This window comes from Bacillus sp. 9.4 (assembly GCF_055486415.1).
Genome location: NZ_JBVFMU010000003.1, coordinates 448,092 through 467,184, shown reverse-complemented (window position 1 = coordinate 467,184; position 19,093 = coordinate 448,092). Strand labels below are relative to the sequence as shown.

Annotated in this window: 19 protein-coding genes; 17 read left to right on the top strand and 2 right to left on the bottom strand. The window is 44.0% G+C overall.

What is annotated here, in order from left to right; genetic code table 11:
* The first annotated feature begins 9 nt into the window (after positions 1-9).
* Genes ACZ07B_RS14415 through hprF form a run of 3 tightly spaced genes read left to right on the top strand, consistent with a single transcriptional unit; the run spans position 10 to position 2,117 of the window.
* Positions 10-948: a nucleoside recognition domain-containing protein gene (locus tag ACZ07B_RS14415; RefSeq protein ID WP_086344372.1), complete on the top strand. Its 939-nt coding sequence runs from the start codon at positions 10-12 to the stop codon at positions 946-948.
* Positions 945-1,595 carry a pyrophosphatase PpaX gene (gene ppaX / locus ACZ07B_RS14410; protein ID WP_041055175.1) on the top strand — a complete coding sequence of 217 codons (651 nt, stop codon included), beginning with the start codon at positions 945-947 and terminating at the stop codon, positions 1,593-1,595. Before ACZ07B_RS14415 ends, ppaX begins: the two co-directional genes overlap by 4 nt.
* Before the next feature lie 3 nt (positions 1,596-1,598).
* Entirely contained in the window at positions 1,599-2,117 is a 519-nt protein-coding gene (gene hprF, locus ACZ07B_RS14405) for a heptaprenylglyceryl phosphate O-acetyltransferase (RefSeq protein ID WP_086344371.1), read from the top strand.
* A 19-nt stretch (positions 2,118-2,136) separates the two neighbouring features.
* Here the strand turns inward: hprF and pelC are convergent, their stop codons facing one another.
* Both pelC and ACZ07B_RS14395 read right to left on the bottom strand, forming a co-directional pair.
* A complete protein-coding gene (gene pelC, locus ACZ07B_RS14400; RefSeq protein ID WP_003242578.1) occupies positions 2,137-2,802 on the bottom strand; it encodes a pectate/pectin lyase PelC in 666 nt (221 codons plus the stop codon).
* A 239-nt stretch (positions 2,803-3,041) separates the two neighbouring features.
* A complete protein-coding gene (locus ACZ07B_RS14395; RefSeq protein WP_003243552.1) occupies positions 3,042-3,794 on the bottom strand; it encodes a C39 family peptidase in 753 nt (250 codons plus the stop codon).
* 250 nt (positions 3,795-4,044) lie between these two features.
* On the opposite strand from ACZ07B_RS14395, the gene ACZ07B_RS14390 reads away from it, so the two are divergent.
* The 14 genes from ACZ07B_RS14390 (at position 4,045) to cwlO (ending at position 19,030) form a co-directional block, all read left to right on the top strand.
* On the top strand, positions 4,045-5,220 hold the full coding sequence (locus tag ACZ07B_RS14390) for an ATP phosphoribosyltransferase regulatory subunit (RefSeq protein WP_124059586.1): 1,176 nt from the start codon (positions 4,045-4,047) through the stop codon (positions 5,218-5,220).
* Positions 5,213-5,854 (top strand): ATP phosphoribosyltransferase, encoded by a 642-nt coding sequence (hisG, locus tag ACZ07B_RS14385; RefSeq protein WP_015251138.1) that lies wholly within the window; start codon positions 5,213-5,215, stop codon positions 5,852-5,854. Before ACZ07B_RS14390 ends, hisG begins: the two co-directional genes overlap by 8 nt.
* Complete coding sequence (gene hisD, locus ACZ07B_RS14380; protein ID WP_124059216.1) at positions 5,851-7,134, top strand: histidinol dehydrogenase; 1,284 nt, start codon at positions 5,851-5,853, stop codon at positions 7,132-7,134. Before hisG ends, hisD begins: the two co-directional genes overlap by 4 nt.
* Positions 7,131-7,715, top strand: coding sequence for an imidazoleglycerol-phosphate dehydratase HisB (gene hisB, locus ACZ07B_RS14375; protein WP_042975253.1), 585 nt, complete (start codon positions 7,131-7,133; stop codon positions 7,713-7,715). Before hisD ends, hisB begins: the two co-directional genes overlap by 4 nt.
* A complete protein-coding gene (hisH, locus tag ACZ07B_RS14370) occupies positions 7,716-8,354 on the top strand; it encodes an imidazole glycerol phosphate synthase subunit HisH (RefSeq protein WP_124059214.1) in 639 nt (212 codons plus the stop codon). It begins immediately after the preceding gene.
* A complete protein-coding gene (gene hisA / locus ACZ07B_RS14365) occupies positions 8,351-9,088 on the top strand; it encodes a 1-(5-phosphoribosyl)-5-[(5-phosphoribosylamino)methylideneamino]imidazole-4-carboxamide isomerase (protein ID WP_024571939.1) in 738 nt (245 codons plus the stop codon). The genes hisH and hisA overlap by 4 nt, the downstream gene beginning before the upstream one ends.
* Positions 9,085-9,843 carry an imidazole glycerol phosphate synthase subunit HisF gene (gene hisF, locus ACZ07B_RS14360; RefSeq protein WP_003244585.1) on the top strand — a complete coding sequence of 253 codons (759 nt, stop codon included), beginning with the start codon at positions 9,085-9,087 and terminating at the stop codon, positions 9,841-9,843. Before hisA ends, hisF begins: the two co-directional genes overlap by 4 nt.
* Positions 9,840-10,469, top strand: a complete 630-nt coding sequence (gene hisIE, locus ACZ07B_RS14355; protein WP_285299222.1) for a bifunctional phosphoribosyl-AMP cyclohydrolase/phosphoribosyl-ATP diphosphatase HisIE — start codon at positions 9,840-9,842, stop codon at positions 10,467-10,469. Before hisF ends, hisIE begins: the two co-directional genes overlap by 4 nt.
* 245 nt (positions 10,470-10,714) lie before the next feature.
* Positions 10,715-11,440, top strand: coding sequence for a lipoprotein (locus ACZ07B_RS14350; RefSeq protein WP_003244157.1), 726 nt, complete (start codon positions 10,715-10,717; stop codon positions 11,438-11,440).
* 1 nt (position 11,441) lies between these two features.
* Positions 11,442-13,352 (top strand): DUF6792 domain-containing protein, encoded by a 1,911-nt coding sequence (locus ACZ07B_RS14345; RefSeq protein WP_464877346.1) that lies wholly within the window; start codon positions 11,442-11,444, stop codon positions 13,350-13,352.
* Between the two features lie 14 nt (positions 13,353-13,366).
* Positions 13,367-13,726, top strand: coding sequence for a hypothetical protein (locus ACZ07B_RS14340; RefSeq protein ID WP_086344365.1), 360 nt, complete (start codon positions 13,367-13,369; stop codon positions 13,724-13,726).
* A 164-nt stretch (positions 13,727-13,890) separates the two neighbouring features.
* The gene (gene bmrA, locus ACZ07B_RS14335) at positions 13,891-15,660 is read left to right on the top strand and encodes a multidrug resistance ABC transporter ATP-binding protein/permease BmrA (protein ID WP_086344364.1); all 1,770 of its coding nucleotides are present in this window, start codon (positions 13,891-13,893) and stop codon (positions 15,658-15,660) included.
* A gap of 125 nt (positions 15,661-15,785) precedes the next feature.
* The gene (locus ACZ07B_RS14330; RefSeq protein ID WP_130572893.1) at positions 15,786-17,240 is read left to right on the top strand and encodes a tetratricopeptide repeat protein; all 1,455 of its coding nucleotides are present in this window, start codon (positions 15,786-15,788) and stop codon (positions 17,238-17,240) included.
* A 380-nt stretch (positions 17,241-17,620) separates the two neighbouring features.
* The gene (cwlO, locus tag ACZ07B_RS14325; protein ID WP_134154536.1) at positions 17,621-19,030 is read left to right on the top strand and encodes a peptidoglycan DL-endopeptidase CwlO; all 1,410 of its coding nucleotides are present in this window, start codon (positions 17,621-17,623) and stop codon (positions 19,028-19,030) included.
* Positions 19,031-19,093: the final 63 nt, after the last annotated feature.

Below are 19,093 nucleotides of genomic sequence, written 5' to 3'. Positions count from 1 at the left end.
GGATGAGGGATGAAGAAGATCTTTCTGGCCGGTCTTGCAGCAGGTTTTCAAACAACATGGACGTTGGGTAAAGTGATTTTCCCGGTAACGCTATTGGTCACTTTGCTTCAGCATACCCCTGTCATGGATTGGCTTGTACGGCTGATCACACCGGTAATGAGTCTCTTCGGGCTTTCTGGTGAAGCAGCCATTCCGCTTGTACTGGGAAATATGCTGAATCTGTATGCGGGAATTGCCGGGATTTTAACATTGGATTTATCTGTGAAAGAAGTCTTTATTTTAGCTGTTATGCTTTCATTCTGTCATAACTTAATTATCGAATCGACAGTTGCCGCAAAGGTTGGTATCAGAATTGGCGTCATATTGGCGGTGCGCATCGGTTTGGCCGCTGTGTCAGCCATCGTCATCAACCTCATTTGGCATGGCGGACAGGAAACGGCGCAGTACGGTTTTATCGCTGCGAAGAGCGCCGCGCCAGACAGCTGGCTGGCAATGCTGGCAGAAGCTCTAATGAAAGCCGGACTTGGTGTTTTGCAGCTGGCGGCAATTGTCATACCGCTGATGATCATCATCCAGTTTTTAAGAGATTTAGGCTGGCTGCATCGGTTCTCCAGGTGGCTGTCTCCGTTTACGCAGCTGCTTGGCATGAATAAAAATACGTCTATGACGATGGTGGCGGGACTGACGATTGGTCTGGCCTACGGAGCGGGTGTCATGATCAAAGCTGTCGAGGATGATGGCGTGAGCAGGCGGGATATGACATTGGCATTTATATTTCTCGTTGCCTGCCACGCGGTCGTAGAAGATACACTTGTCTTTATTCCGCTTGGCATACCGGTCTGGCCTCTTCTTGTGATTCGTGTCACCACAGCAGTTCTGCTGACAATGGCTATTGCGCATACATGGAAAAAGTGGAAACCCTCAGCGGTTGGAAAGGAAGCAATATGAGTGACAAACAAGTAACGACAATTCTGTTTGATTTAGACGGAACGCTTATTAATACGAATGAATTAATTATCGCGTCCTTTTTGCATACACTGGAGCATTATTATCCGAGCAAGTATAAACGAGAAGATGTCCTTGCGTTTATCGGACCGTCTCTTTTTGAAACGTTCTCTTCGATGGACCCTGATAAATGCGAGGATATGATCGCCATGTACAGAGCATACAATCATGACATGCATGATTCACTCGTGACTGAATATGAAACGGTATATGAGACTCTGGATGCATTAAAAAAAGCCGGCTTTACATTAGGAATTGTGACAACAAAATTAAGAGATACTGTCAACATGGGCCTCAAGCTCACGGGAATCGGCGAATTCTTTGAAACAGTTGTTACCCTTGATGATGTGACGAATGCAAAGCCTGATCCCGAGCCTGTGCTTTTAGCGCTGAAACAGCTAGGAAGCGAGCCGGCGGAAGCCATTATGGTCGGAGATAATTACCACGATGTGCTAGCTGGGAAAAACGCCGGTACAAAAACGGCAGGAGTCGCATGGACGATTAAAGGGCCGGAAATGCTGGCGAAGTATGAGCCGGATTTTATGCTTGAGAAAATGAGTGATCTATTACAAATCGTTGGAGTGAAGTAATCTGTGAGAAAAACAGATCGTCATCCGGTCTCGGGGGCCAACTCACTGTGGCATGTCTATCAAACGGTACCTTTTTTAAAGGTCGTCAAAAATTTCATTGTCATTCAAATTGCGAGATATACGCCGTTTATAGGGATGAAAAACTGGCTGTACCGCACATTTCTGCGGATGAAGGTTGGAAAACAGACATCCTTTGCCCTCATGGTGATGCCAGATATCATGTTTCCGGAAAAGATCTCAGTCGGAACAAATACAATCATCGGGTACAATACGACCATTCTGGCCCATGAGTATTTGATTCACGAATACCGGATCGGCAAAGTTCTGATCGGGGACGAAGTGATGATTGGTGCCAACACGACCATTCTGCCCGGGGTGAAAATAGGAGATGGCGCAGTTGTGTCCGCCGGAACGCTTGTCCATAAGGATGTGCCTGATGGGGCATTTGTCGGCGGAAATCCGATGAAGATCATCTATACGAAGGAAGAAATGCAAGAAAGATTGAAAAAGTCCGCTGAATAACATCAGCGGACTTTTTTTGTTAAAATTGAGTGTTGTTGTTTTCGTAAATATGCTGAACACCAATCCATTTTTGACCGACATTAGAGTAGCGTGTATTTGTCATTCTGACCGTGCTTGTTTTGCTGTCCGTCCGGAATATCGCTTCCTTCATGTTTGTGATGGTGCACTTGTCGATGATCACATCAACGTGGAAGGTTGAACCACCAAGCTGTCTAATGAACTTCCCGCCATTGTCCGCCGTGAAATTTTTCACTGTGAAGGTACTGGCTTTATTGATTTGGAATATCTTATCTGACGCTTTTTGAGCAGAACCGCCGTCGATCGTCACTTTTCCTTCCTTCTTCACCGTTAACGCATCCTCACCAACATCTTCCCATTTCACATTCTGAATGTTAACGTTTCCATAAGTGTGCACGCCATCAGCTGCAGGTGCACCAAGCACCACATTTTTCAGGGTTGCTCCATCCTCCACACGAAAAACAGGGTCTTGGTTTTCTGACTGGCTTCCGTCACCTAATTCTTTCCCTGCCACAAACCGCTGTCCTTTCCCGTCATATGTTGTATTTTTTGGTACGATAATTGTTTCGTGCACCACTTTGTCAGCTGCAAAAACGGTTGATGGCTGAAACTGGCTGAAACCCATAACCAAACCGAACATAAATAGGATAGACACGATTTTTTTCAATGATAAATCCTCCCCGGATATCTTTCATTTTTTGCAAGAGAAGCGTCAGCGACTTGCACCGGCTTCTCTCGCATAGATCGGGGCAAGGCTGAATCTGCTTTAATCATAAAAACAGACAGCCTGAAAGTAAAGACAATTTTGGGTGAAAAATGGAAAATGAATCGATCTTACCGATTGATACAAAAAGCATGAATATTGTCGTATTTGCTCAGGATAGAGCATAGTGAGGCTTCAGGTGTTTACTTTTGAATAACCACGGCCTGGCTGCCCATTTGTTTCCACGCTTTTTCAAAGCTTGTTCTATCGGTTTTTCTGTTTTTATAGCCATACGGATCATTGAGATACACATATTTATCATCATATCCCGTAACGGCGACGCTGTGTTCGCTGTACGTAATTTCTATCGTTCCGTTTGGCGTTTTCCATGTCTGCATGTTGTCAACTGGCGTAAAGTTGGCTGTCGTAATAACCCAAACTGGATTGCCTTTTTCAAGCTGCTGATAAACAGCGGAAATACTTTTTCCAGTCAGATCAGACACTTTGTCTCCCGCATAGGTTTTCGCCAGCTGATAGATCGGTCGATGGTAGACACCGAGACCAGGGCCATTCGCCATATCCCCGACAAATCCGTCATTCGGATCACCCTTTAATCCGCTGCTGTATGTCAAAGGCACTGTGGCAACCTGATTTGCCAGGGTATTTTTTGTCACGTCGTATCCCGCATAATTCAGCACCATCGCAAGGCTTGTTACTTCACAGCCGTTATAGAGCCGGGGTGCGTCCATTTGATTGTAAAGGATGACATCCAGCGGTTTTGCGCTTCCCTTCAGCTCCTTTTTGCTATTCGCAGCTGAGTCTGTATCGCTATCAGAAACCACTTTTTTAAGGCTGTTCAAAAAAGGAATATCTATATCTTTTGCATCTATTTTAAGTCCGAAAAAAATAACGCCTGAAAGAATCATCAGGACACATAGAGTTCGCAGTGTTTTCATCTTTATCTCCTTGTTCTCTATTTGATTTGTATTATAGCATGCCAAACATAAAGAATTTGAGATATTACGTACCTTTAATACATTATTCATGATTTTTTCATAATGAGGAGAAGGATATTTGAACTAAAAATATCCTTACTGAAGTTAAGCGTTGATTTTCATTCTTTCATCTGCTAACATATTATCATATTAGCGAACTAAAGGATTCGGAATTTTCCTTCATAAGATAACAGCGGAGGTGCTCGGGTTGATGTTTATGTTTGAAAAACCGCACGGCATGAGAGATACACTGCCCGGTTTATACGAAACGAAAAAAAAGGTGAGACGATCGTTAACCGATTTGATTGATAAATGGGGATATCAATTTATGGAAACGCCGACACTGGAGTTTTACGATACCGTTGGCGTCCAGTCAGCAATTGAAGAGCAGCAGCTGTTTAAGCTACTTGATCAGGACGGCAAGACATTGGTGCTTCGCCCGGATATGACGGGGCCGATTGCAAGGGTGGCGGCATCGAAGCTTCTGAAACACGGTCATCCGCTAAGAGTCGGCTATGCGGCAAATGTATTCAGGGCTCAGGAGCGTGAAGGCGGACGTCCGGCTGAGTTCGAGCAGGTCGGAGTGGAGTTAATCGGTGACGGCACGACGAGCGCGGATGCGGAGGTCATTGCTTTAGTCGTCGGGGCATTAAAAAACGCTGGGCTGGCATCCTTTAAAATTGCAATTGGCCATGCCGGCATTGCGGATGCTTTGTTTGTTGAGGTGCTCGGAAACGTTGAACGAGCTGATGTGCTGCGGAGGTTCTTATATGAAAAGAACTACGTCGGCTACAGAGAGCATGTCAAGTCTCTCCCGCTTTCCTCCATTGATAAAAGCAGGCTGCTTGAGCTCCTTGAACTGCGGGGCGGTATAGAAGTATGCGGACGTGCCGAGGAAATCGTCGATTCTGCGCAAGGAAAAAGCGTGGTTGATGAGCTGAAGGCGCTGTGGAGCATTCTTGAGGATTACGGATGTACGGAAAATGTCCGCCTGGATCTGAATATGGTCAGTCACATGAGCTATTACACAGGGATTTTATTTGAAGTGTACGCCGAGAATGTCGGTTTTGTCATTGGAAGCGGCGGCCGTTACAACAAGCTGCTGGGCCATTTTGATTCACCTGCACCGGCAACAGGCTTCGGGCTTCGGATCGACCGGCTGATTGAAGCCCTTCATATGAAGGACGAACCTTGTGAAATAGACGCTGTTATTTTCAGCAAAGAGCAGCGGGCGCAAGCCATCGCTTATGCGAATGAAGAACGCATGAAAGGGAACAAAGTGGTTCTTCAAGATTTATCGGGAATAGAAAATATCGACCAGATGACAAAATCTTTTGCAAACGTCACTTATTTTATCGGTGCCAGAAAGGAAGAGCAAAATGGGTAAGTTACTCACAATGGCGATGCCAAAGGGCCGGATATTTGAAGAAGCGGCAGGGCTGTTGAGGCAGGCAGGCTACAGGCTCCCTGAGGAGTTTGAAGATTCGAGAAAACTGATCATCGATGTGCCGGAGGAAAATCTTCGTTTCATATTAGCGAAGCCGATGGACGTAACCACGTATGTGGAGCATGGCGTGGCAGACGTCGGAATTGCGGGCAAGGATGTCATGCTGGAGGAGGAACGCGACGTGTATGAGGTACTGGATTTAAAAATCAGCAAATGCCACTTAGCTGTCGCCGGACTTCCGAATACAGACTGGAGCGGCGTAGCGCCAAGAATCGCGACAAAGTATCCGAATGTGGCTTCCAGTTATTTCAGAGAGCAGGGAGAACAAGTCGAGATCATTAAGCTCAACGGTTCAATTGAACTGGCTCCGCTCATTGGGCTTGCAGATCGGATAGTGGACATTGTTTCCACAGGACAGACGCTGAAAGAAAATGGGCTTGTTGAAACGGAGCACATTTGTGACATTACCTCTCGCTTTATTGTCAACCCGGTAAGCTATCGCATGAAAGACGATGTGATTGACGAAATGGCATCCCGCCTATCTCTCGTTGTGGAAGGAGAGACGGCAAAATGAAGATCAAAACCATCAGCGGAGCGGAACGGCTTTCTCTCAAGCGTTCCATCGATGCCGGAACGGAAGAGCAAAGAAAGACGGTCCGGTCCATTATAGAAGATGTTAAAGCAAACGGTGATCAGGCGGTTCGCAGCTACACGGCGAAATTTGACGGCATCGAAATAGACAGCCCGCTCGTCACAAAAGAAGAATTTGAGGAGGCATACACCTCACTGGATACACGTCTTCTTCAGGTGATTAGGCAGGCAATCGAAAATATTAGGGAATATCACGAAAGACAGCTGCAATCCTCCTGGTTTTATCACAGAAAGGATGGCACAATGCTGGGGCAGAAAGTGACGGCGCTGGATTCCGCGGGTGTATATGTGCCGGGGGGAACGGCCGCATATCCTTCATCTGTTTTGATGAATGTGATTCCGGCGCTTGTAGCGGGCGTTGAAAGAATCGTTCTCGTCACGCCTCCGGGAAAAGACGGTCTGCTGTCTCCTGGAGTTTTGGTTGCTGCAGCCGAGCTGGGCATAAAAGACATTTACAAAATGGGCGGCGCTCAGGCGATTGCGGCGTTAGCATACGGAACAGAAACCATTGAGCCGGTGGATAAAATCACGGGTCCGGGCAACATTTATGTCGCGCTTGCCAAACGAGAAGTGTTCGGCGATGTCGATATCGATATGATTGCCGGACCTAGTGAAATCGTCGTGCTGGCTGATGAAACAGCGATTCCGAGCGAAATTGCAGCCGATCTGCTGTCACAGGCGGAACACGATAAGCTCAGCTCATGTGTGTTTGTCACAGATTCCATGGCGCTGGCCGAGGCGGTTTCAGCCGAGGTGAGTAAGCAGCTGGAAACCTTGCCGCGAAGAGAAATAGCGGAAGCTTCAGTGAGAGATTACGGTTGTATATATGTGGCGGAAACAATGGTGGAAGCGATTGATACTGTCAATACACTCGCGCCAGAGCATTTAGAAATCATAACACAGTCTCCGGAAGCTTTGCTTGGGAGTATCAAACATGCGGGTGCAATTTTCTTAGGCAGATACAGCCCTGAGCCTGTCGGTGATTATTTTGCCGGACCGAACCATGTGCTTCCGACAAACGGAACAGCCAGATTTTCAAGTCCATTAAACGTAACTGATTTTCAAAAGAAATCGAGCATTATTTCTTACAGTCAATCAGCCTTTGAAGAACATGCCGAAAGCATCGCGGCTTTTGCCAGACTGGAAGGGTTAGAAGCCCATGCCAGATCAATTGAAGCGAGAGAACGGAGGATTTCTAAATGAGAAAAGCGGAACGCGTCAGGAAAACAAACGAAACAGATATTGAGCTGGCATTTACAATAGACGGCGAGGGACAAGCGGATATCAAAACAGATGTGCCGTTTATGACACATATGTTGGATTTATTCACGAAACACGGCCAATTCGATCTTTCCATTAACGCAAAAGGCGATGTTGATATAGATGATCACCACACGACTGAAGATATCGGCATCTGCTTAGGGCAGGCGCTGCTCGAAGCGTTGGACGATAAAAAAGGAATCAAACGCTACGGATCGGCGTTTGTGCCGATGGATGAGGCACTTGCTCAAGTTGTGATTGATTTAAGCAACCGGCCGCACTTAGAAATGCGCGCTGATTTCCCGGCTGCTAAAGTCGGAACTTTCGATACGGAGCTTGTACATGAATTTTTGTGGAAGCTGGCGCTCGAAGCTCGAATGAACCTGCACGTCATCGTTCATTATGGCACAAACACCCACCACATGATTGAAGCCGTTTTTAAAGCACTGGGACGTGCGCTTGATGAAGCGACAACGATCGATCCGCGTGTTAAAGGAATACCGTCAACGAAAGGGATGCTGTAAATGATCGGCGTGATAGATTACGGAATGGGGAATTTATACAGTGTCTCAAAGGCGCTTGAACGTGTCGGCGTGCCGTATTTTGTTTCTGAAAAGCCGGAGGAGCTGAAAGAAGCTGATGCCTTCATTTTGCCGGGAGTTGGTTCATTTGGAGACGCGATGGACAATTTGCGCTACACGAAGCTTGATCAATTGATTCACGATATGGTCTCAGAGGGAAGGCTGCTTCTCGGGATCTGCCTCGGCATGCAGCTTTTATTTGAAGAAAGCGAAGAAAACGGCACCGCTTCAGGACTCGGGCTGTTAAAAGGAAAAGCAGTCAGGCTGAAAGCAGAAGATGAAAAAGGAAACAAGCTGAAGGTTCCGCATATGGGCTGGAATCGTCTTTCTTTTCATAATGAATCTCCGCTGCTGTCTGAAACAGAACAAGGCTACGCTTACTTCGTTCATTCTTATTACATTGATGGGATGGAGGAGAACGCGCTTCTGGCAAGCGCCGATTATGGTGTGCGAGTGCCTGCTGTAGTCGGAAAAAGAAACGTCTTCGGCGCCCAATTTCATCCGGAAAAAAGCAGCACGGTCGGAATGTCTATTTTAACCCAATTTACGAAAATGGCAGAAGAACAGAAGGTGAAAAAATGAGTGCTTTTACATTATATCCGGCAATTGATATGAGAAACGGCAAATGTGTCCGCCTTGTTCAAGGGGATTATAATAAGGAAACGATATATGGCGATTCACCGTACGACATGGCTGAGTTATTTGCGAAAGAGGGTGCCGAATGGATCCATCTCGTTGATCTCGACGGGGCCAAAGAAGGGAAAAGAGTGAATGACCGCCATGTGATTGAGATTGCGCAAAAGCTGAACCTGAAAGTCGAAATCGGCGGCGGGATCCGTTCCGAAAATGACGTCTATGAATATTTATCAGCAGGAGTCGATAGGGTGATCCTGGGAAGCTCAGCAGTTTCTAACCCTCCGTTTGTCAAAAAAATGCTGAAACAATATGGCGAGAAAATTGCAATCGGACTGGATGCGAGAAACGGTTTTGTTTCAACAGAGGGATGGCTTGAAACATCAACCCTTAAGGCAACTGAACTGGGCAAAGAGCTAGCCAATGAAGGTGCGGAAGTCTTTATTTTTACTGACATCGCGACAGACGGAATGCTGTCAGGCCCCAATGTTAAAAGCACGGTCGAGCTTGCTAAGGAAACGGGGAAATCGGTGATCGCTTCCGGCGGAGTCAGCTCCGTCGCGGATCTCGAAGCTCTCGCCCGCTATGAGGCGGACGGCGTCTCTGGAGCGATCATCGGAAAAGCGCTGTATACCAATCAGTTTACGCTGAGTGAGGCGCTTGAAAGGGTGAAGCGCAAATGATCACAAAACGGATTATTCCATGCCTTGATGTCAAAGAAGGACGCGTTGTCAAAGGAATTCAATTTCTCGAATTGAAGGATGCAGGTGACCCAGTTGAACTCGCTGAAGTGTACGACCGGGAAGGTGCGGATGAACTTGTTTTTCTTGATATCTCCGCCTCGCACGAAGGACGAAAGACGATGGTTGACGTTGTGGAGCAGGTTGCCGCGAAGCTCGCGATTCCGTTTACAGTCGGCGGCGGCATCAATCAGCTCAGCGATATGAAAACGATTCTGCGTGCCGGAGCGGACAAAGTGTCGGTGAACACGGCAGCTGTTCTCCGCCCTGAGCTGATTACAGAAGGAGCCGAGTTTTTCGGTTCTCAATGCATCGTTCTTGCCATTGATGCCAAGTACGACAAAGAATCTGACACATATAAGGTCTACACGCACGGCGGCAGAAAGAAAACAGATTGGGAGGTCACCGCGTGGGCAAAAGAAGGCGTCAAACGTGGGGCAGGAGAAATATTGCTGACAAGCATGGACTCTGACGGTGAGAAAAAAGGCTTCGACCACACGCTGACAAAGCTTGTTTCCGAAGCTGTCCCCGTCCCTGTTATCGCCTCGGGAGGCGCGGGAAACGCACAGCATATGCTTGAGGCTTTTACAAAAGGAGAAGCCGACGCCGCGCTGGCCGCCTCAATTTTTCATTATAAAGAAACATCGATTAAAGAAGTGAAATCATACTTGAAAGAGTACGGGGTGAATGTGAGATGAAACAGGCAGATGAGCTGCGTTTTAACGAGGACGGATTAATTCCTGCTATCGTGCAGGATGCGGCAAGCAAAGAAGTGCTGACACTTGCGTATATGAACAAGGAATCGTACGAAAAAACGCTGGAAACGAAGGAAACATGGTTTTACAGCCGCTCACGCCAAGCGTTATGGCATAAAGGAGAAACCTCAGGGAACACGCAAGCCGTCAAAGGTATCCGGTATGACTGCGACCAGGACGCATTGATCGTACTTGTAGAGCCGTCCGGCCCGGCATGCCACACTGGCAGCTACAGCTGTTTTATGAAGGAACAAACAGAAGAACAGACCGCAGGCCGATTCGGCATCATGAACGAACTGGAACGCGTGATCGCGGAACGCCAAGCGGAAATGCCTGAGGGAGCTTATACTACTTACCTTTTCCGCGAAGGCGTCGATAAGATTTTGAAAAAAGTCGGAGAAGAAGCATCCGAAGTCATCATCGCCGCGAAAAACCGGGACCGAGAGGAACTCAAATGGGAAGCGGCAGACCTGCTGTATCACCTGCTTGTCCTGCTCAGAGAACAAGCCTTGCCGCTGGATGATGTGCTTGACGTATTGAAAAAACGCCATACTGAGAAAGAAGAGTAAAGAGCCGTATGATACGGCTCTTTTTGTTTTGTGAAAAAAGTAATAGGTATTTAGATTTATACTAGGTGTTATATATGATTAGTTAATAAAAGGAGATCAAAACCGAGTCTGATTTCCTATTTATCCAAATTCCGCCATGATGTAACATGAAAAAGGATGAAATAATCATCACTTAACCAGGTCAATAGAATTATTTTTGGTATAAAAATAGAATACTATTCTCACAAAACCCGTGGAGGTTCGTAATGAAAAAGATCATCTTTATTTGCTTCAGCTTATTACTTGCCCTGACAGGAGGATGCAGTATGAATGACAATGATAAAAACAGCACAAATGACAATAAAACAGAAGCGGTAAAACCCAAAGACATGGATCCCAAGGATCTGCCTCAAGTACCTGCGTTTCAGGACGAGAAAACGAGAGAGTACATGGTGTCAACAAAAGAAGAGGAACCAGGATATTATTTGTTGGAATCTAAGCTGAAAGGGTTTAGGATGTTGTTTCCGGAGGATGGGAAGTATCTATCAAGAAGATCATCGTTAACCGGGAAAAACAAAGAAAGTATTGGATTTAATAGTTATGATAAAGACACCAATGTAATGTTTGATGGCCATGTCACATATTACAAAGAAGAAAGTTTTGCGAATGAACCTAAGACAATGCTAGATATTGTTAGTGGAAAAAATGATTATAAAGGCGAATACAAAAAAAGCAGCAAAAAGAAAACGGATATTTACACTGCCAAGAAAAAAGACATCTTTGACGATATTGATAGAAAATATAATTATTCATACAGTTATTTTGGATATGTTAAGTCTACAGAGGAAGATAACCTAGGAGTAGAATACGCCTTTACCCTTGGATGCAAAAATGAAAATCAACCATGCTCCTTAGATGAAGAAAAGGCTAAAAATAAAGTTGAGAAATTAATTAATTCTATCACCTTTTTAATAGATAAAAAGGAGAAATAAGATGGGAAATAAAAATGTATTTGAGAATGAGAACGTAAAGTTAAGGCTAATTGATTTAGAATATGACTATAAACAAAAGTTTGCCTCAACTATTGCGAGTGAAGTTAAGAAAGCTAAGAAGGATTTCGAAGCAGATATACGCAGAATTTATAAAGAGGAAACCCACCACGATCTTCCTGAGAATATGAAAATTGAAATTTACACCTCCAATGAACTTGTAAATCAGAATACAAGTATACAAAGGTCGACCAGAGAATCAGGTTACGATGGAACGGCAATCCATATAATAGATGAGAAAAAACAAATTGATCATCTTCAGATTATTTCAGAAGGTAGTGCCGATAATAAGGATTGGTCATATAACTTTTTTGGTCTTTTTTTAGGAATTGATCATAGTCAGTATGAGGCTACAAAGGAGTTTACTAACAAAGCAAAGAAAGCAGCAGGTAACTCTGAGGATTTAAAAACATTCGCCTTAGGACATTCACTTGCAAATAATAACCAAGTTATGGTGCAATTGATTGATGGAGAATATGATGAAGTTTATGGGGTAAATGGAGCTCAAGTCAATATTGATCAATTACTTGAAACTGATGAAAGTTTATATAGATATGTTATTAGGAAATTTAGTTATAAATATGAAGATATAGATTCCATTCCGCCAGAAAAGTTAAAAAAAGAAATCCAAAAATATTATGAAGACAAAGGCGTCACAGCAAACATCACCCAACGCATCTCAAAAGATGACCCGCTGTATGGAGTCAGCGGCAAGGCCGATTTCATTACATTCGGTGATGTGAAGATGGCAGATACAAATACAAGTGTAAAAGGCATCCGCAACATTATGGATGGGGTTCCTGACGAAGATGTGAGGTCAATTCAAAAATTCCTTCAAAAATATAAGGATGACTATGAAAAAGACGGCTTGAACGGTTTTATAAAGGCAGCCAGCGGGATAGACATAGACCTGATTGAAAGAGTGAAAAACACAGACGGCGCTTTAAAGAAAGTAAGTGTCCTATATGAGCATTTTGATGATGTTAAGCAAATGTATGGCCGAATAAAAGAGGAACTGCCGTCGTTTTTAGGTTTTCTTCATACCTTGTTGAGAAACAGCGGACCGGTCGTAGATCAGTTAGCTGAAAATGGTTATATTGATGAAACGCAAAAGAAAGTGATCAAAAAAGAATTAACGAATATTAATGCGAGTATGCGAGGCATAGAATTACGGTACGAACATTTCATAGACCATCTAAAGCATGGCCAATTTATGCAAGCTTTAAAAGACGTTGGTGAAATAGTGGACTACGTAAAATCAATTCTGTCCTCATTGAAAACACTCGACACAGAAACAAAAGACGCACTAAAACTTATCGTCGACGGCCACAGTATCGTTCAAATGCTCAACGCCTTGTCAAAGGAAAAAGGCTTCAGCTATAAAGGCTCCGATATTTATTTTACAGGGAAGAGCGGCTCGGGAGAAACGATTCAAGTCAATCTCTCATCCGCTGTCAGAATCTATCAAAACGGTATGAAAATCGTTGAAGATTTGGAAGATGCGATTTCTAAGTACCAGAAGGTTTACAGTCAGGAAATCGATGAAGATTTCATAGACAAAAAGCAGGCGATCATCACTGCTATTCATCATATGGAAGAAAACCCTTCGCATTATGCCTTCGATCTTCAATTCCGGCTTGCAGCTGGTTTCAGCCACACATTCGATAAATTGGAGAAAATCTCAGTTCATGAATCATTTCACACAGGTGCGCTACCTGCTAATGATGGAATTGTTGCTGAATTAAAAAAACAGACAACAGAAAAAAGAGATTTTATCAAAAGTATCCGCGAGAGTATTGAAAAGCTGTTTGAAAAAGAAGAAATGATTTCTCAGTTATTTGATTTTCAGCCTTAGGAGGAATATGAAGAGTGACTTCCTTATTTTCAGAAAGTGAAATAGAAATTGTATCAACGACCTATATGTTTCTTACCCAAGATGAAATGAAGGGGAAAGCGGGCACCCTCAATCAACCGATCAACGACTTTCTCAGCCTGACAAAGAAATTTGAGTCTTCATTAAAAGAGGAAATCAAAGGGCAAAAAGGATTGATTGTAAAAAAAATAAAAAAAGAGCTTGAGTCTAAAAGTGAAAAACGAAAAGCCGCCCTTGAGATGATAAAAGAAGAACATACCGCAAAAGTTGATCGGTACAAAATGATAATTGAAGACCTGCGACAGCAGGATGTAACATTGACTTATAGAAAAAAGAAGCCAGTTAAAGATGTCTAACATAAAAATCTCCTATTCAAACAATGAGTGGGAGATTTTTATTTTGATCACGGCAAAAATATACTGAAAAAGTCTTTCTCCATTGATATGATTGAGAAAGAGTAAAAATCATCCTTTTGCTATGACTTTTCACCTTTCTGAACGCTGAAACAGGAGGAAAATATATGCCAACCAAGAAACAAAAATCTAAAAGTAAATTGAAACCCTTTTTTGCCTTAGTAAGACGGACCAATCCTTCTTATGGAAAGCTTGCCTTTGCGCTTGCCCTCAGTGTTGTAACCACGCTGGTCAGCCTGCTCATTCCATTATTAACGAAGCAGCTTGTCGATGGTTTTTCTATGTCAAATCTGTCAGGCACGCAAATCGGTTTGATCGCGCTGGTGTTTTTCGTTCAGGCGGGTTTAAGCGCTTATGCCACCTATGCGCTTAACTATAATGGACAAAAAATCATTTCCGGGCTGCGGGAGTTACTATGGAAGAAATTAATTAAGCTTCCTGTCTCTTATTTCGATACAAATGCTTCCGGAGAAACAGTCAGCCGTGTAACGAACGATACAATGGTGGTCAAAGAATTGATTACAACCCATATCAGCGGATTTATTACAGGCATCATTTCTGTCATTGGATCATTGACAATCTTGTTTATTATGAACTGGAAGCTGACACTGCTTGTGTTAGTGGTCGTTCCGCTGGCCGCTCTCATCTTGATGCCGATTGGCCGGAAGATGTTTTCTATCTCACGGGAAACGCAAGATGAAACAGCCCGTTTTACAGGCCTGCTTAATCAAATTCTCCCGGAAATCAGACTTGTCAAGGCTTCAAATGCGGAGGATGTCGAATATGGGCGCGGGAAGATGGGGATTTCCTCATTATTTAAGCTTGGCGTTCGTGAAGCCAAGGTTCAATCACTTGTCGGCCCGCTTATCTCACTCGTGCTAATGGCAGCGCTTGTCGCAGTGATCGGATATGGCGGCATGCAGGTATCTTCAGGCGAACTCACGGCGGGAGCGCTCGTGGCTTTTATTTTATATTTGTTTCAAATTATAATGCCGATGGGCCAGATTACAACGTTTTTCACACAGCTGCAAAAATCAATCGGTGCAACAGAACGAATGATTGAGATTTTAGCAGAGGAAGAAGAAGATACAGTGACAGGAAAACAAATTGAAAATGCGCATCTCCCTATTCAGCTTGATCGCGTGTCTTTTGGATACAAGCCTGATCAGCTGATTTTAAAAGAAATCAGCGCCGTCATTGAAGCAGGTAAAGTCACAGCTATTGTCGGTCCGAGCGGCGGGGGGAAAACGACGCTGTTTAAGCTGCTTGAACGTTTTTATACTCCGACTGCAGGGACCATTCGACTGGGGGACGAGCCGGTCGATACTTACTCGCTTGAATCGTGGAGGGAGCATATCGGGTATGTATCGCAGGAAAGCCCGTTAATGTCCGGGACAATCAGAGAAAATATTTGCTACGGGTTAGAACGAGATGTGACGGATGCTGAGATCGAAAAAGCCGCGGAGATGGCATATGCGCTCAATTTTATAAAGGAGCTGCCGAATCAGTTTGATACAGAAGTAGGCGAACGCGGCATTATGCTGTCAGGCGGACAAAGGCAGAGAATCGCAATTGCGAGAGCGCTTCTCCGTAACCCAAGCATTCTTATGCTCGATGAAGCGACCTCAAGTCTCGACAGCCAATCTGAAAAATCAGTTCAGCAGGCGCTTGAGGTGCTGATGGAGGGCCGCACAACGATTGTGATCGCTCACCGCCTATCTACCGTTGTAGATGCGGACCAGCTTTTGTTTGTTGAAAAAGGGGAAATTACCGGTCGTGGAACACACCATGAGTTAATGGCTTCCCATGGCCTTTATCGGGATTTTGCTGAACAGCAGCTGAAAATGAATGCGGACTTAGAAAACAAAGCCGGGTAAATTTTGGTCGAATCAGCCAATAAAAAAGAGGAGGGATTTTCCCAATCCTTCCTTTTGAACTATTGAGGGGCTTACGATTTATGGTATACTACTGACGGTAATATTGTATAAAACGGAGGGTAGTTGTGGGAAAACACACTTCTGAACATAAAAATCACGCACAAATTGTCCAGCTGCTTCAAGATGGACAATATTTTTTTCATAAAGGCTTGAAAGCGTATAAAGAGCGCAATCTAAAACGGGCAAGCAAACTGATTCAGCGCGCGGTTCATTTGGAGCCGGAGGATTCAGAGATGCTTTCACAGCTTGCGGTCATTTATTCGGAAATGGGCCAGTATCAAGAGTCGAACGATCTTCTTGACTATATCATGGCAAATCTGGAGGCCGAAATGCCGGAGTGCCATTACTTTAAAGCGAATAACTTTGCCCATCTGGGGCTCTTCCAGGAAGCTTATAAAGAAGCGGCCGCTTATTCTGATGCGGACCCGGATGGTGAATTCGCCGAAGAAAACGATAGTCTGCTTGATTTGCTCGATTTAGGAGACGACGGCATTGAAGATTCGTTGTATGATCAGGATGAACTGCTGGTGAAACAGGATCGGGCAAAGTCATTGCTGGAAAGCGGCCAGCTTGCTGAAGCGGTTGCGGCGCTTGAGGAAATCACAGCTGAATATCCGGAGCTTTGGTCAGCATACAACAATCTCGCGCTTGCCTATTTCTATTCAGGAAACGTTGTAAAAGCGAAGCAAACCGCTTATGAAGTGCTTTCTCATAATGAAGGAAATCTTCACGCCTTATGCAATCTTCTCGTTTTCTACTATTATGAAAGAGAAGACGAAAAAGTGGCGGAATTGAGTGATCAGTTCTCCAATGTCTATCCGATGCTAATGGAGCAGCGTTATAAATTGGGTGCTACTTTGGCGCTTGTCGGCCGCTACGAGATCGGATATAAATGGCTCAAATCATTATATAAAACCGGCTTTGAAGGTGACGACACCTTCTTTTACTGGCTTTCCTGCTCTGCTTATTTTACGGGACATACCGACTTTGCCGAGACGATCTGGAGAAAAGTCGAGTCGCAATATCCCGGCGAAGACCGCCCGGCGCCTTGGATTGAGCGGAGGGAAGCTCTTCCTTCATCTGTGGAGCAGCGTCTCGCAGCCTATTATATCAGCAGCACAAAGGGAGAAACAGAGCATCTTGAAGCGGTGATACGCTCAAAGAGAATAACCGCTCCTTTTGAAAATCAGTTTGTAAAGCTGCTTCTAAATGGAGATTCTGCGGCTGCTGACGTTTCAGAGGATGCACTTTTCGCCTATCAAACGGTCAAACTATTAGAGCAAGCTGAAAAAGAAGAGATGAAAACAGAAGTCATGAGCTGCTGGGTTTTCCATGTCATCCAGCAAATTCGTGCAGCTGGTCCATTGAAAAATGAGAGGGGCTGGGCAGCGGCGATTTGCTATATTTGGAAAGAAGCCCATGGCAAGCAAGACACGAAAAAAGACACAGCGGCCCAATTCGGCATCTCTCCGGCAACGTTGACGAAATATATGAAATATATTGATGATATTCTAGAATAGTAAATTTTAAAGAGTCGATTTATTTAATCGACTCTTTTTTTGTTTGATAGATTATATTAAGAAAATAATATCGACAGTTTTTTTACACGCTTAAGAAAAATGACAAATGATGTGTGACTTGACATCTGTTTGAAACATAAATGTAATAAAATTTATCGCTAATTTGTCGAAACTTGATGGTATAATGATTCTCGTACATAAGGAATTAGTGTTTTTTACATATGATGTGAAATAAACGCTATACAACCAGAATAAGAGATGCACAGAATAATTAACCATAAACAACCATCATTCCTCGTAGAGTATGAGGAACGAAACTTGATGTTCAAAATACGATTCCAAATGAGGACAGGTTCACAGTAAAAGGGAGGATATAAAAAGTGAGAAAGAGTTTAATTACACTTGGTTTGGCTTCCGTCATCGGGACAAGCAGTTTTTTGATCCCATTTACAAGTAAAACTGCATCGGCGGAAACATTAGATGAAAAGAAACAAAAAATCGAAAGCAAGCAATCTGAGGTTGCTTCCAGCATTGAAGCGAAGGAAAAAGAATTAAGTGAGCTTCAGGAAAATCAATCAAAGATTGAAAAAGAACTGAAAGACATTAACGCTAAGGCGCTTGATACAAGTAACAAGATCGAAGATAAAAAAGAAGAAAACGATAAAACAAAAGAAGAAATCAAAAAACTGAAAAAAGAGATTAAAGAAACAGAAGCACGTATCGAAAAACGCAATGAAATCCTGAAAAAACGCGTTCGTTCTTTACAGGAAAGCGGCGGATCTCAAGGATACATAGATGTTCTTCTAGGATCAACAAGCTTTGGTGACTTTATCTCTCGTGCGACTGCGGTTTCATCTATTGTGGACGCAGACAAAGATTTAATCAAACAGCAAGAGCAGGATAAAGCGAAGCTCGAGGATTCTGAAGCGGATTTGAATGACAAGCTGAAAGAAGTTCAAGCTGCATTGGCTAAATTAGAAACAATGCAAAAAGACCTTGATAAACAGCTTAATGAAAAAGACAAGCTTTTCGACGAAGCAAAAGCAAGCCAGAAGAAAACGGCTAAAGCGATTTCTGAATTAAAATCAGAGGCGTCTGAACTTGCAAATCAAAAAGCAAATACTGAAGCTGAACAAGCACGCATCAAAAAAGAACAAGAAGCAGCGGCTGCTTTGATCAAAAAGCAGGAAGAAGCACAAAAAGCATCTGATGAAACACAAACAAATGACAGCCAAACGGCTACAACTGAATCAGCAAAAGCAAGCTCATCTGATGATTCTTCAGACAATTCTTCTAACGGTTCATCAAACAGTTCGTCTAACGGCTCATCTTCTAAGAAGAGCAGCGGCTCAAACAGCAATTCAGGCGGCACTGTTATCAGCAACTCCGGCGGAATTGAAGGCGCGATCAGCGTTGGTTCAAGCATTGTAGGACAATCTCCATACAAGTTTGGCGGCGGACGCAGTCAGTCTGATATCAACAACCGTATTTTTGACTGCTCATCATTCGTACGCTGGGCATACGCTTCTGCAGGTGTTAACCTTGGACCTGTCGGCGGAACAACAACTGATACGTTAGTTGGCAGAGGACAAGCTGTCAGCGCATCGGATATGAAACGCGGAGACTTAGTTTTCTTTGACACATATAAAACAAACGGTCACGTTGGAATTTACTTAGGAAACGGTACTTTCCTAAACGACAATACATCTCATGGTGTATCTGTTGACTCTATGAGCAATCCTTACTGGAAAGCAGCATTTAAAGGCGTTGTAAGACGTGTTGTTCAATAATAAATAAGACAAGGGCCTTCTATGGACAGAAGGCTCTTTCTTTATTAATATACATACCCTTTT